Source organism: Maridesulfovibrio salinus (assembly GCF_055394525.1).
The window spans coordinates 3,010,176-3,024,422 of sequence record NZ_AP042461.1 but is presented as its reverse complement, the minus strand read 5'-3'; the positions used below and the strand labels follow the sequence as shown (position 1 = coordinate 3,024,422).

The 14,247-nt window shown below is 48.1% G+C and carries 13 protein-coding genes; all 13 read right to left on the bottom strand.

Annotated features, from left to right (window positions below):
• Positions 1–125: 125 nt before the first annotated feature.
• The 13 genes from dapA to ACZ5PW_RS13690 all read right to left on the bottom strand — a co-directional run bounded on the left by dapA (position 126) and on the right by ACZ5PW_RS13690 (position 14,216).
• On the bottom strand, positions 126–1,004 hold the full coding sequence (dapA, locus tag ACZ5PW_RS13750; RefSeq protein WP_464554589.1) for a 4-hydroxy-tetrahydrodipicolinate synthase: 879 nt from the start codon (positions 1,002–1,004) through the stop codon (positions 126–128).
• Positions 1,005–1,026: 22 nt separating this feature from the next.
• A complete protein-coding gene (locus tag ACZ5PW_RS13745) occupies positions 1,027–1,917 on the bottom strand; it encodes a UshA-like (seleno)protein family 2 (RefSeq protein ID WP_464554586.1) in 891 nt (296 codons plus the stop codon).
• Complete coding sequence (locus ACZ5PW_RS13740; RefSeq protein WP_464554584.1) at positions 1,918–2,193, bottom strand: HU family DNA-binding protein; 276 nt, start codon at positions 2,191–2,193, stop codon at positions 1,918–1,920. It lies immediately after the preceding gene.
• 93 nt (positions 2,194–2,286) lie between these two features.
• Positions 2,287–3,111 carry a MinD/ParA family protein gene (locus tag ACZ5PW_RS13735; RefSeq protein WP_464554582.1) on the bottom strand — a complete coding sequence of 275 codons (825 nt, stop codon included), beginning with the start codon at positions 3,109–3,111 and terminating at the stop codon, positions 2,287–2,289.
• A 15-nt stretch (positions 3,112–3,126) separates the two neighbouring features.
• A complete protein-coding gene (locus tag ACZ5PW_RS13730) occupies positions 3,127–3,978 on the bottom strand; it encodes a GGDEF domain-containing protein (protein ID WP_464554579.1) in 852 nt (283 codons plus the stop codon).
• Positions 3,968–5,087 (bottom strand): peptide chain release factor 2 gene (gene prfB, locus ACZ5PW_RS13725; protein ID WP_464554577.1). Its coding sequence is split into 2 segments (ribosomal slippage): positions 3,968–5,011 and positions 5,013–5,087, totalling 1,119 coding nucleotides; the frame shifts between segments, so codons are not numbered across the junction. Before prfB ends, ACZ5PW_RS13730 begins: the two co-directional genes overlap by 11 nt.
• Before the next feature lie 6 nt (positions 5,088–5,093).
• On the bottom strand, positions 5,094–6,626 hold the full coding sequence (gene lnt, locus ACZ5PW_RS13720; RefSeq protein ID WP_464554573.1) for an apolipoprotein N-acyltransferase: 1,533 nt from the start codon (positions 6,624–6,626) through the stop codon (positions 5,094–5,096).
• 1 nt (position 6,627) lies between these two features.
• A complete protein-coding gene (locus tag ACZ5PW_RS13715) occupies positions 6,628–7,446 on the bottom strand; it encodes a hemolysin family protein (protein WP_464554572.1) in 819 nt (272 codons plus the stop codon).
• Between the two features lie 251 nt (positions 7,447–7,697).
• Positions 7,698–8,735 carry a PilZ domain-containing protein gene (locus tag ACZ5PW_RS13710; protein ID WP_464554570.1) on the bottom strand — a complete coding sequence of 346 codons (1,038 nt, stop codon included), beginning with the start codon at positions 8,733–8,735 and terminating at the stop codon, positions 7,698–7,700.
• A gap of 142 nt (positions 8,736–8,877) precedes the next feature.
• Positions 8,878–10,761 carry a tRNA uridine-5-carboxymethylaminomethyl(34) synthesis enzyme MnmG gene (gene mnmG / locus ACZ5PW_RS13705; protein ID WP_464554567.1) on the bottom strand — a complete coding sequence of 628 codons (1,884 nt, stop codon included), beginning with the start codon at positions 10,759–10,761 and terminating at the stop codon, positions 8,878–8,880.
• 293 nt (positions 10,762–11,054) lie between these two features.
• Positions 11,055–12,275, bottom strand: a complete 1,221-nt coding sequence (locus tag ACZ5PW_RS13700) for a M20 family metallo-hydrolase (RefSeq protein WP_464554565.1) — start codon at positions 12,273–12,275, stop codon at positions 11,055–11,057.
• A gap of 179 nt (positions 12,276–12,454) precedes the next feature.
• The gene (locus ACZ5PW_RS13695; protein ID WP_464554563.1) at positions 12,455–12,745 is read right to left on the bottom strand and encodes a PxxKW family cysteine-rich protein; all 291 of its coding nucleotides are present in this window, start codon (positions 12,743–12,745) and stop codon (positions 12,455–12,457) included.
• Between the two features lie 142 nt (positions 12,746–12,887).
• Positions 12,888–14,216: an amidohydrolase gene (locus ACZ5PW_RS13690; RefSeq protein ID WP_464554562.1), complete on the bottom strand. Its 1,329-nt coding sequence runs from the start codon at positions 14,214–14,216 to the stop codon at positions 12,888–12,890.
• Positions 14,217–14,247 lie beyond the last annotated feature (31 nt).

Sequence of the window (14,247 nt, the reverse complement as noted above, 5' to 3'; positions counted from 1 at the left end):
TTGTTTAAGTTACCAATAACTATTGGTTTATCTGAAAAAAGGAAAGCCCGCATGTGAGTGCGGGCTTTCAGTCTGCCGGTTTTGATATCCCGGCAGTTAAAATCTTTGAGTTAGTTGGAACTGTATTAGATTATTCCGTTTTCCTTGAGTATGGCTTTAAGCATTACCTCATTCTCGGGAACAAGCGGAACCATCGGCAGTCTGAAGGACGTCTCAAGTTTACCCATCATGCCAAGAGATGTTTTCACCGGTATGGGGTTGGTTTCCATGAACATTGCCCGGTTGAGAGGCTGCATCTTGAAGTGCAGCTCCTTAGCCTTCTGAATGTCCCCTTCACGGAAAGCCTTGCACATGCCGGCCATTGTCGCAGGCATGATGTTTGAGATTACTGAAATTGTACCGTGTCCTCCCAGAGAGAGAAGGGGAAGTACGGTAAAGTCATCACCGGAAAGTACGGTGAATCCTTCAGGGCACTGTTCAATAACGTCCGAAACCTGTCCAAGGTTTCCGGTGGCCTCTTTTACTCCTACAACATCGGATATCTGATTTGCAATCATGGCGATTGTTTCAGGCATAGCGTTGAGCCCGGTTCTTCCGGGGACGTTGTAAAGAATAAAGGGCATGGAAGCCTCTTTTGAAAGAGCCTTGAAATGCTCAAGCAGTCCTGCCGGAGTCGGTTTATTGTAATAGGGAGTGATCTGGAGGGTCGCATCGGCGCCTGCTTTCTTGGCAAGCTGAGTCAGGTTTACGGCTTCTTTGGTGTTGTTGGAGCCCGCGCCGGCAATGACAGGGACACGTCCCTTTGCCTGTTCAACGCAGATCCGGATAACCTCACCTTGTTCTTCATGGGTCATTGTAGCCGCTTCGCCGGTTGTTCCGCACGGGACAAGACCGTCGATTCCTTGTTCAATCTGCCATTCAATCAGTTCGCGGTATGCGTCCTGATCAATCCCCCCGTTCTTGAACGGAGTGACTAGAGCAGTAAATGCTCCCTGGAAAGTCATTGTTGCCTCCAATTTAATCCTATTACTTATCATCAGAAATACCAGTCAACAGCCTGGCGATTTTCGGATCTTCCCTTGTGTTTTTAAGAAGGGTCTGCAGAAACCATCTAATGCTTTCGCCGGATTCCCATTTGAATCCGGGATCACGGGACGGAAGATGCATGATATCGATCCTGTTTACCGCCTTGCCCGTGGGGTAGCTGCGCACCCACAGTGTCCTGCCCTGAGCGGCAAGACTTCCGGTCATCCCCGGTCCATCTCCACTGCCCAGAAGGATATCAGGACAGTCTTCAGTGATTTCGGGGGAGCCGAGAAATTTCTTTTCCCTGAAATATCCCCATGAGCTAATTGCAATTACCAGATCACTGCTTTCCCTGTATTTTTTAAACAGCTTAGCCGTTTGATCCAGAATATCAGAAGGAATATGGTCTGATCCTTTTTCAAGGAAGGGAAGAATGATTACAGCAGCCTTTTTGTCAGCCCCAAATTCTTCAATTACTACTTTTACATCTCTGTTGCTGAACCATTTTTGTGGAATACCGGAAGGTGATCCCGCAAGAAATTCAGCTTCATCCGGGCATACAACTCCCAGATCATAGTCGAGAATCTGAAAAGTTTCGGCCAGAGCATCACGTTTTTTATTGTCGCTATGCTCACCGGAAGTCGGCAGAAATTCAAATGCACCGCCGAGTATAAGCAGATCATTTTTCAGGGTTTTCCGCAAGTCTTCAAGGTAGCCGGCCCGCCGGGCCAGTCCGCCAATGGTCTTATTGCCTCATGTAGGGCATGGATTTACCGTTCCGAACGTATTGGCGGTGTTGGCGATAGACAATAATACATCCCTGCCGGCTGAAGCGTTCATGGGAACTCCTAAACCGGCAAGGATAAGAAAAGCTATTATGAAAAGGCGCATTTATACGTTCAGGAATTCTTTCAGCTCTTTGCCCGGGCGGAAGAAGGGCAGTTTCTTGGGAGTAACATCCACAACTGCTCCGGTCTTGGGGTTGCGTCCGGTGTAGCCCTTGTATTCTTTCATCTTGAAGCTTCCGAAACCTCTGATTTCAACCCGGTCTCCGCGGATGAGGGCTTCTTTGATGGAATCTACGAACGCATCCACGATTTCTGCAGACTCGTCAACATGAAGACCTTTTTCTTCCGCAAGATTTTTGATCAGTTCGCTCTTGTTCATTCTACTCTCCCACGTCGTGTTTTTTGTAGCACGCTGGCGTTTTTACCATTACTAATACAAACATGCCGAAAAGTTACCCTTTTCGTCAAGTAATTAGTCGGAAATGGTCGGGAATTTTTTCATTACAGGCCTTTCAGCCAGTTTGCCCATGTTTTCCATACGCATTTTCTGAATTTTAACCGCAATATTTAGTATATCCCGGCTAGCATCAGATTTGGGAGCATACTTGATGAAAGGAATCTGTTTTCTCACCGCTTCTGTTACTGAGGGATCATAACGCACAAAACCCATATTTTTCAACTGAATATTCAGAAATTTTTCGCAGGCCATATTCAGACGGGCAAATGTGTCGTTTGCTTCTTTGGAGGATGAAGCCTGGTTGACGACAATATGAAAGTCGCTGACTCCATGCTTTGAGTTCAATACTTTTATGAGGGCGTAGCTGTCAGTTAGTGAAGTCGGCTCCGGAGTGATAACCACGATTCTTGAGTGCACCATGGCGGCAAAGGATAAAACCGTTCCATTGATTCCGGCACCGAGGTCAAGAACGAGAAATTGATATTTTCCGACAAGCTCTGTCAGCTTGCTGAAAAGCATTTCCTGCATGTCCTCGTCCATTTCCACCAGCTCCGGCACTCCGGAAGCAGCGGGAAGTATATCAAGTTTGCGACCTTTTTCTATCGGAATAACTATATCAGAAGGTTTTGCCCCGCTGATCAGCAGGTCCTGCATATTGTTTTCCGGGGAAATTCCAAGAAGCACATCGAGGTTGGCCAGACCGAGGTCGCAGTCCATAAGCAGCAGACTGTTTCCTCCTGTATTAAGTGCGTATGATAGGTTCAGGGAAAGGTTGGTCTTGCCCACGCCACCCTTGCCGCTCATAATTGCCAGGCTCATTGTTTTATTGGGATTAATCATGGCTGTATATATCCTCTAATTTCCCGTGAATAGAAATTTCTTTTCATTGGCATGAACAAGTGATTCCCTGTTCACCGCCTCATAATCCAGAACATCTGCTGTACAGACTTTGTCCTTGCCTGTATTCTTGGCTTCGTAGAGGGCTTTGTCTGCCTTATCCACAAGTTCGTTGACAGAAGTTTCAACGATACCCTTGTAGCATACCACCCCGGCAGAGCAGGTCACTGAAAAGCTGTCCCTTTTGTCCGGTGTTGAAAAGCTTAACTCCCTCGTTCTGTCCAGAAGCCTCTGCAGCAGTTGCTGGGCTTTGAAAAGCCCCACACCGGATAGAATAACGGCGAATTCTTCTCCGCCTATGCGCGCGGCAAGGTCATATCTTCTTGATCCGTGTGAAAGCATTTCCGCAAAATCAATCAGTACCTCATCACCTTTGAGATGTCCCCAGGTGTCGTTGACCTGCTTGAAGTTGTCGATATCGAGGATGGCAAGGCTCAGGGGAGTCTTGTTCCGTCTGGACCTTTCCATTTCCTGATCTAGCATTCTTTCGAATACCCGTCGGTTGGACAGTCCTGTAAGCGGGTCGTGCTCGGTTTTATAGGAAAGTTCTTCCAGCACTGACTGAACGTGATTGAGATGGGGAGCCGCATTCTGGTCCAGCGGAACGGTCAGCCAGTCGTTCAGGCCGTGCCGCTCCGCAAGGATTTCCCAGGCGTTCAGGGTCATGCCCGGGCATATTCTGAGTACGGCCAGTCCTTCTGGACATTCTTCTGTCAGGCAGGCATTGCTTCCTTTGCAGAAACGGTCCCGCACGGAAAGCAGTTCCTCAAGAAGGCTGGCTTCATTTTCAGCGATGTATTCAGCGCTCATTTTCTCCGCCGTATGCGTGGAGCATGAATTTTCTGATCAGGGCGTCAAGCTCTCCATCGAGAACTGCCTCAACATTGCCGTCTTCGGCTCCGCAGCGGTGATCCTTGACCAGTCGGTAGGGTTGTAGAGTGTATGTCTTAATCTGACTGCCCCAGGCAATGGAATCCTTGGTTGCGTAGTCAGCTTTCTTGCTTTCTTCCTGCCGTTTGAGTTCCTGCTCATAAAGACGTGACTTCAGGATCTTCATGGCGGTTTCTTTGTTCTTGAGCTGTGATTTTTCGTTCTGGCACTGGACCACGATATTTGTGGGCAGGTGCGTTATACGAATGGCGGAGTTTGTCTTGTTGACATGCTGCCCGCCGGGGCCTGATGCTCGGAAAACATCAATGCGGAGATCCTCATCCTTGACTTCTATCTCAATATCCTGACTTATTTCAGGATAAACGTCCACGGAAGCGAACGAAGTGTGCCTTCTGCCAGAAGAATCAAAAGGGGATATTCTGATCAGCCTGTGGATACCGGCTTCTCCTTTGAGAAATCCGTAAGCGTAAAGCCCTTCAACTCTCAGGGTTACACTTTTTATTCCTGCTTCATCGTCCGGCTGGTAATCAAGGTAACTGGTTTTCCAGTTACGTTTATCACACCAGCGCAGGTACATCCGCAGAAGCATTTCGGCCCAGTCCTGTGATTCAAGGCCCCCGGCTCCCGGATGGATTTCGAGGATGGCCGTGCTCTTGTCTTCCGGTCCGGCCAGCAGCGCGGCAAGTTCTATCTGTGCAACAAGACTTCCAAGTTTCTTCAAGTTGTCTGAAAGAGCTTCCAGTATTTCCTGATCCTGATCTTCCGTGGCCATCATCAGCCACTCTTCAACATCATCTTTGGTTGTCGAAAGTTCCTCGTAAGAGTTTACTTTTTCTTCCAGCATTGATTTTTCACGCAGGACAGGAGTAAGTTCGTCAGGTTTGTCCCACGCGCCGGGTTTGCTCAGGTCGTGCTCTATTTCGTCAAGACGTTCTCTGCTCTGAGCGTGGTCAAAGACGCCCCCAGAGGGTTTCAAATTTATCTATGCACTCCTGTGCCTGTGATCTGAGATCTGAAAATTGAAGCATGTTTTATTATTTGTCCTTTATACTTTTATTGCCTGACCTGCGGCCTCTGATAAAAATCCATCCCAGAGCTATTCCGGTAAGTATAAGCGGAAGCAGGGTAATGGTCTTGTAATTATCGTGGTAAAAAGTCCGGCCTTTCATCAATCGCGGTTCAGTGACAGCCGCAGCATCAACAAAAAGTCCGGTCGAGTCATTGATTCTTCCTAGCGGGTCTATGCACGCGGAAATACCGGTATTGGTGCCGCGGATAATATAGCGGCCCTGTTCAACTGCCCGGACAGCCACCAGCCCCAGATGCTGATAAGGCGCGGATGTTTTTCCGTACCATGCATCATTACTGATATTTATCAGCAGGTTGGCTCCTTTTGACACCCTTTCCTGTGCCAGTTCCGGAAAGATACCTTCATAACAGATGAGCATACCCATCGCAAGGTCTCCACTGCGGAGCGGACCGGCGTCATCTCCGGGAATGAAATCACCCGCGCCCTGAACAAGTTTTTCAAGCGGCAGGTAATCTTTTAGGGGGACATACTCACCGAAAGGAACCAGATGGGCTTTATCGTACCAGTCCAGTTCGGTGGTTCCTGGAGAGATCAGGAAAGCTCTGTTGTAAAGAGAAAAAGACTTGGGATTATGCAGAATGTAGCCGGGAGCCCCGGTAAGGATTGGGGTGTCGGTCTCGGTAGAGAAGTTAAACAGCTTTGCCCGCATGATTCCGGGATCCTGCAGGTAGAAAGGCATGGCTGTTTCCGGCCAGATGATCAGTTCAGTCTGTTTTGAAATCTCTTTGCTAAGGCGCAGATATTTTTTGAATGTAGCCTTTTTGTAACTCTCATCCCATTTGCTGGCCTGATCTATATTTCCCTGAACAATTCCGACATTGGCAGTGCGTCCGGATTCAAGTGAACTGAAGTCTTCAGGAGAAGTTCTTGCCCCGCCTAAAAGCAGGGTGCTAACTATGATTGCTATAGCCCATATCTTGGCCGGGTGTGATATTTTCCAGACAAGAACCGCAGTTGAAATAGATGCCAGAACACCGGAAAGGGCATATCCGCCGATGAAAGCAGCTCCCTGTATCCATTCCGGTCTGAACGAAAACGCGGAGGTAAGGACCATCCACGGGAATCCGGTCAGAAGCACTCCCTGTGCGGTTTCAAGAGACGTCCAGAGAAGGGCGCTGAAAATACAAAGGACAAATGGATTCATCACTCTGGCAGCATAGTGCAGAATGTATGAGTAGACTCCATAATACAGGCCCATTGCCATTGCCACCAGAACGGGGCAGGGCACAGCAAGAATCCACGGAAGATTTCCGTAAACTCCGACCGGATAAGCAATCCAGTACATTACCACTAGGCAGGCAAGTGATCCCGCAATCCAGCCTCTTTTGAAAGCTTTTCCGGGGTTTCTGGCAGAAAAACCGATAAATCCCAGTGCAAGCGGAAAACCGAGTACGGCTGCAGGAAGATGAAAAAGGGGATTGGCATAGCCAAGCCCCGCGGAAATCATGGCAATAAGAGCAGGAATGGCCGGATGCATTCTAAATCCCGGTAGGAGGGTCAACCAATAGGGAGACAATCTGTTTTGCGTCTCCTTCATGAACGGTGAACTTGTAACCGGAGACGTTTATGAATTCGCCTACATGGGGAATTCTTCCGGTAAGCTCTGAAATATAGCCGCCGATTGTTTCAACATGCTCTGAGTCAAGATTCAGCTCAAGGCGGTCGGATACTTCATTAAGAGGCATACGGCCTGAAATGAGATAGCTTCCGCTTTCAAGCTCAGTGAAATCAGAGGGGCGGTCCGCGTCATGTTCGTCAGCGATATCACCGACGATTTCTTCCAGCACATCTTCCATTGTGATGAGGCCTGAGGTTCCTCCGTACTCATCCTGAAGGATGGCCATGTGCATGTGGCGGGTCTGAAATTCTTTCAGCAGGGCTCTGACTTTGATATTGTCAGAGACAAAGAAAGGTTCCCGCATAATGGTTTCTATTGAAACCGAGGTGTCGCTTTCAATCAGGAGGGCAATGATGTCTTTGGCATGGACAACACCGACTATCTTGTCTTTGCTTTCCTTGTAAACCGGGATGCGGGAATGTCCATATTCAATGATTCGTTCTGCGATACCACTGATACCTTCTTCTACTTCCACACCGATTATATCAGTTCGCGGAATCATTATTTCATGGGCTTCAGTGTCTTTGAGTTCAAGAACATTAAGCAGCATGGAGAAGACTTCACCTTTGATTTCGCCGTCTTCTCTTGCCTCGAGGATATGGTCTTCCAGAGGGGAATCTGTTTTTTTAAAGAGATTGACCATCTTCTCCCACAATCGACCTTCAGAACCGTCGTCCAACTCTTTTTCTCCTGTTAGGGTTTCGATTATTGCGTGTGTATAAGAATACGCAGGTATGTGTATATCTAAGTATCATGAACTGGTTGTGTCAACAAGCATATCTGTAATGTTACAATATGTTATCCAGTTCATGGTATCAGCAGCTAAGTTCGGTTCCTGCCGGGACAATATAAGTACGGAGTATCCGAAACGAATAGTTTCAGCCCATCGTTCCGACATGGAAACTTTTCAACAAAAAGTAATAAAATCAGTTATTCATTTCCTTCCCGGTATAGTTCAAGATACAGGTTGTAGGTCCAATCGTCCATTTCGGGGCATCCACCTTTTGTGAATCTGTCCCATTTTGGCTTTTTGGTCTCTTCGTCATATCCTTTGAATTGGGCCTCAAAAGACAGTCCAACCTGCGCACGGCTTTGGGTGGGGTCAAAGTAGAACCTGCGGACCTTGCAGACAAATAAATGCCGTACTATTCCTTTATTCCCTGTATCAACCAGTCCGAGAAGGACCAGAAAGTTATTTCCTTTTTTCAGGTTGAATCTTTCTGATTTTCTGGTGGTCATGTGGGTCATTTCAAGAGAGAGCCCGCCACCGGAAATATCCGAAATGAAGACTCCCGCGTCTCTGCCCCCCATGTACCCAGGAGAGTACTCCCCTGATGTGGCAAGATATTTAAGGCCTGCAGCCATCCCCTGCTTTGTGTCCGGGATTATATTGACGTAATCGTAATGGCGCGAGGCGGGAGATACTCGAAGAAATTCACGTTTCTGAGTCTGTTCAATATATTCAGGGAATACAAGGTGGATATTGATGTATTGACTGCCTCTGGGAGTGATGTTCTCAATGAGCGTTGTGAAGTTATAAAAGATGACACTTCCCGCCTGCTTGGCCGGGACATGAAAAAATCCTGTAACCTGTCTGCCGATCCAGTTTCTACTGATCCCGTCCATGGCGCCGACTTCAAGGATTATACTGGTTTCCGTTACATCGGAAATCGCGCAGGGGATTGTGCGTCTTTGTTCGGATTCTGAATGAAAACTTAGGTCTACTTTCGAGCGGTAGACAAGGGCTGTTTCGAATATCGCAAAGAGAGTATCGTATTCGGTTATCCAGCTTGTGGGTACTGTGTTGAGGCGTTTTTTCAGTTCTCTATTGTTATACCACAATACGGCAACTGCTATAGAAACCAGCGCAAAGCCGAGAACTATCAGCATGTTTATGGTTTCCTGAGGAAGTCCGCTATCACCGAACCCCCTGAGAACCTTGTACATATATTCCTGATCAACCGCCATTGATGCCAGTCCTTATGAAAGGCGGCAGTGATACAATCACTGCCATTTAAATAGTGCTGTTAACATCCTTTAAATATTTATACTTTTTTTAAGCTGGTTTGCAAAGCATAATGTGGCTGGGCTCGGATTTGGAATTATGCTGTCAGATAGCACCCGTTTTCTTCAGATGAATTTCAATTGAAGTAAGGGCCGCTGGAGTAATTCCAGATATTCTGCTGGCCTGACCGAGGGTAAGGGGTCTTACTTCAGTCAGTTTTTCAACCGCCTCCCGGGTGAGCCCGGCGACTTCAGCGTAGTCAATGTTTTCCGGCAGGGCCACGGATTCCATACGATGGAATTTTTCCACCAGTTCCTGCTGGCGCACAAGATAGCCTTCATACTTGATTTGAGTTTCCGCTTCCAGAAGAACGTTTTCCGCGAAATTCTCAATTTCAGGCCAGAAATGCTTCATGTCGGTAATTGATAGTTCCGGCTGCCGGAGAACAGCTGCCATGGGTACTGATTTTCCCGGAGGTGTTCCTCCGATTTTCTGGAGAATTTCCCGGGTATCCGCGTCCGGTTTGATTTTTCTGCTCCGTAATTCGAGTAGAATTTCGTCCAGAGCAGATTTTTTAGAGCTGAAAAGCGCCCAGTGATCATCTTTAACCAGCCCCAGTTCTCTGCCAATTGCAGTCAGACGCAGGTCAGCGTTGCCTTCACGCAGTAACAGTCTGTATTCAGCGCGCGAAGTGAACATGCGGTAAGGTTCCAGAGTTCCCTTTGTAACCAGATCATCCACCAGAACAGCGATGTAGGCCTGATCTCTCGAAAGAATGAAAGGCTCACGCCCATCAAGTTTGCAGAAAGCGTTGCAGGCGGCCCACAGTCCCTGAGCCGCGGCTTCCTCATAACCGGAAGTCCCGTTGATCTGACCGGCGAGATAAAGGCCGGGCAGAGTTTTGGTTTCAAGGGTTGGCAGCAACTGGGTGGGTGGAGCAAAATCATATTCGATTGCATAGCCCGGACGGACTATCTGGGCCTGTTCCAGTCCTTCGATGGAATTGATCATGCGCTTCTGCACATCAAGAGGCAGACTGGTGGGAATTCCGCTGGGGTAAACTTCAGGGCTTTCGTATCCTTCCGGCTCAAGAAAAATCTGATGGCGGTCTTTTTCAGGGAAGCGCGCCACTTTGTCTTCAATTGAAGGGCAGTAGCGGGCTCCTGTTCCCTTGATCACTCCGGTGAACATGGGAGAGCGTTCAAATCCGCTGCGGATAGCCTCGTGTGTCTTTTCGTTGGTGTAAGTTATATGGCAGGGAACCTGCGGCATACGGATTTTGTCTGTCCGAAAACTGAAAGGCTGCGGTGGGTTGTCTCCGTGCTGGGCTTCCAGACGGTCATAATCGATTGAGTCTTTCAGCAGGCGGGGAGTGGTTCCTGTTTTAAGGCGTCCAAGTGTCAGCCCTGCTTCTTCAAGACTTTTGGACATACCGACAGATGCGGGGTCGCCCATGCGGCCGCCGCTGAAATTTTCCATGCCGATATGGATAAGTCCCTGTAAAAATGTACCTGTGGTCAGCAGAACAGCTTTGGAATGAAACTTCTCACCAATTCCGGTTACAACACCTGCGGCATGTCCGTTTTCAATAATAAGTGTTTCCGCAGTATCCTGCCGTACCCATAGGTTTTCCTGGGAAAAAATATCCTTCTGGACCACACGCATATACTCATTGCGGTCCATCTGGGCACGGGTAGCCCTTACAGCCGGGCCTTTACGGGTATTCAGAATGCGGAACTGGATACCGGCTTTGTCGGACCAGATTCCCATATATCCGCCCAGCGCATCGATTTCCTTGACCATATGGCCTTTGGCGAGTCCGCCGATGGCCGGGTTGCATGAAAGGTGTCCGATGCGGTCGATATTAATTGTAAGGAGCAGGGTTTTGAGACCCAGACTGGAAGCAACCATTGCGGCTTCGCAACCCGCATGTCCTGCGCCTGCTACAATAAGATCGTATTTTTCCGGCGGTGGCTGTTTTCTGATCATATTCTTTATGCCTCCGTTGGTATGGTAAAGGTGGATATCTGCAAAAGATCGCCTTTATCCGGATTCCGTCCCTTTCAAAATCTTCTAAAGGGCTTCATCTGGAGGTCTTTTAAATTTGTTTTTTGAGAAAATACCAGTGTTCCTTAAGACCTGAAAAGATTCAAGGAAGCAGAAAAAATCAAATATCGAAAATTATCTAAAAGTCCTGAGAAAACCTTTTAAAATATTAGGTATTCTCAGGTCCTTTTTAAAAAAGTTTTAAGCCCCCGGAGGGACACCGGAGGCAGGAAATATTAAAAAGGCAGCAGCATCATTACTTTGGCGTCGTTCAGTGTGTTGCTGATTGAACCTTTTTCATTGGGCTGATGCGCCTGATGAAGCTGAGTTCCCCACACAACTGTCTGATATCCGCGTTCACGCAGGTGTGCGGCAACGGTTCCGCCGCCGATTCCACCCGGTTTTGCGTCTTTATTGTAGACTTCCTTGATAGCGAAAAGCATTTTCTCAACTATTTCGGAGTCGGCTGGTGTGGCAGGTGCTGCCTGACTTTTGTTTACAATATCCACGTCAATTTTGACACCGTACTCTTCAGCAACATAAGTTGCCATGCCTTTGACCTGATCTGTAACTTCACTGAGATCATAGTTGGGCAGAACCCTGCAATCTATATAAAAAACATCTTTTCCCGGAAGAGTGTTGACGTTTTCCACGTTGGCTTCTTTTTTTGTTGGAACAAAAGTGGAGCAGGGGGGATTGAAGAGAATGTTCTCTTCATCAAAGTGGTAATGCAGTTCGGGTACTTCCATTATCATGGCAGCCGCAGCGATGAGGGAGTTGACTCCAAGGTCCGGGTCGGATGCATGGCATTGCTTGCCTTCAACTGTCACTTTGTACCAGACAGTGGATTTTTCAGCCACTTCTACAAGTGCAGAATCGCTATCGCCAAAGTCGGGAACAAGAAAAAGGTCTTTCTTCTTGAAGAGGTCTTCATGTTCTTTGAGCATGTATTCAAGACCATACTCGCTGCCTGTTTCTTCATCTGAAACAAAAATCAGGCCGAAATTAATGCCCGGTGTAAGTCCTGATTCCAGAAGAGCACGTCCGGCCATCACGGAACTGACCAGTCCCTGATGGTTGTCTTCCACGCCGCGTCCGTAAATGGAATCGCCATCCTGAACCATTGTAAAAGGATCGTCATCCCAGAGAGACTGGTCTCCCGCCGGAACTACATCCATGTGTGATATGATCCACAGGGTGCGTGAGCTGTCCTGACCGGGAATTACTGTGACAAGGTTGGGGCGGTAGCCGCATTCAACTCTGTCGTCAGGAGCATTGAAGGATTTCACTTCGCCGAAGCCCTTTTCCTGCAGGTACTCAGTCAGGAAGTCCGCTTTTTCCTTTTCTCCGCTCCCGTTGTTGTCTGGACCGATTGCGGGAATGGAAACGAGTTTGGCGTGCAGCTCAATCGCTTCGTCTTTCAGTTCATCTATTTTCGCCAGAAGCTGGGTTGGCATTTTTGCCTCCGGATTGTGGATCGGTTTAAAAGGTTCAGGTGTTCCTTGTGCCGTGTATACCAAAAAGAAGAGCCGGAACAAGTCCGGCTCTCATGATACACTAAATGAATCAAGAGAAAAACAATCAATGGATTGTTTTTCTGGTAAGATAAGGCTGGCGACTTGCCTGAAAATACAGACTAGCGACCGCGTGCAGCACGCTTGGATGCTTTAAGCGGGTTAACCTTGACTTTACCTTCTTTGTCAACACCGGCACGAACGTGTGTTGCGAAGTTGCATACGCTGTGAGACCACTTTTTAGCGGGCTGAGCGTAGCTGGGACAGTATTTGGAACCTTCGAAATCAACTGCGCGCTCGCAGCCGTCACACTGTTCAACAACGGTTTCGAGGATTACACCTTTGTAAGAAAGACCTTCAGCAGTCATTTCAGCACCTTCAAGTGCGTGTACTCTTGCATTCTTTTTAGCCATGTAGCGCCTCCTGTTTGGCAAGTCGCTTGCGAACAAGCGTTGTTTTATCATAAAATGCTATGTGAAAAGCACAATTCCCTATGCAGTCTTCGCCCTTGTTGTCAAGAAAAAAAACAGCACCGGGAAAATAATTTAACCTCAATCAACGGCTCTCAAGCCGCTTCAATGCCCATTTTACGGCCTTTTTAGCTTCTCGTGAAATAGTTTCCACATCCAGGGTAAAATGCTTTCCATCACGATAGAGAACCTGTCCATCGCAGATGGTGAGAGAAACATCCTGACCTCCGGCACTGTACACCGCATGTGAAAGGGGATTGTATACAGGCTTCAGGTGCATTTTGTCCATATCCAGAGCTATGATATCCGCCTTGAAACCCGGTTTGATTCTTCCGGTATCATTAAATCCCAGAAATTCGGCCCCGTTGATGGTGGCCATGTCCAGAACCGTTCCTGCCGGCATGGCTTCGGGGTCCTGCAGAATCCCTTTTTGAAGCAGTGCTGCCGTTCTGATTTCATCGAACATGTCGAGGTTGTTGTTGCTGGCAGCTCCGTCTGTTCCCAGTCCTGTGTTGACTCCTGCGCTGATAAATTTTGTCACAGGGCATATTCCTGATCCCAACTTGAGGTTGCTTTGGGGATTGTGGGAAATCTGAGCCCCGGAAGAGCTTATCAGTTCTATTTCATCATCTGTCACATCCACACAGTGATGAATTCTGGTCCGCTTCGAAAGAAGTCCATAGTCTGCAAGAATCTGTATCGGGCGTTTACCGAAAGTTTCGACAGTCAGGTTTGTTTCCGGCACAGATTCAGCCGCGTGTATCTGCCACAGAAGGTTCATTCTCTCAGCCAGATCAAAGCTTTCAGCCAATTGGTCCGGATCAGTAGTGAACACCGCATGGGGCGTCACCGCGCTGCGGATACGGTCATGTTCCCTGAATTCATTATCCAGCTTTTCGATCGTATCCCAAGCTGCCTGCGCAGTTTTGAAGAACGGGGAAGGAAACTTGAAAAAGCCTTCTCCAAGTACTGCCTTAAGCCCCGAATCAACCACAGCACGCCCTACCGCATCTTCATACATGTAGCCGTCAAGGAAGGCCGTGGTTCCCGATGCGGCCATTTCAGCGCAGCCCAGACGTGCTCCCAGTTCAACCAGATCCTTTGTCAGGCCGGATTCAATGGGGAACATGTAGTTGTGCAGCCACTCAAGAAGGGGAAGGTCATCGGCTACCCCGCGCATGAGTGTCATGGGAACATGGGTGTGGGCATTGACCAGACCGGGGAGAATTGTGGAGTCACCGCAGTCAATGATCTTTTCAGCAGTCCATTTCTCTGTCAGTGATTCTGCAGGCCCTACGTCGGATATTATTTTCCCGCTGACTGCAATGGCTCCGTCTTTTATTAGAGATCTGTCCTCATCCTGTGTGATGATGTAGGAGCCTTTTATCAAAAGATCACATTCATGAGCCTGCATATTTAATCCCGCACAGCTTTAAGTCAACAAA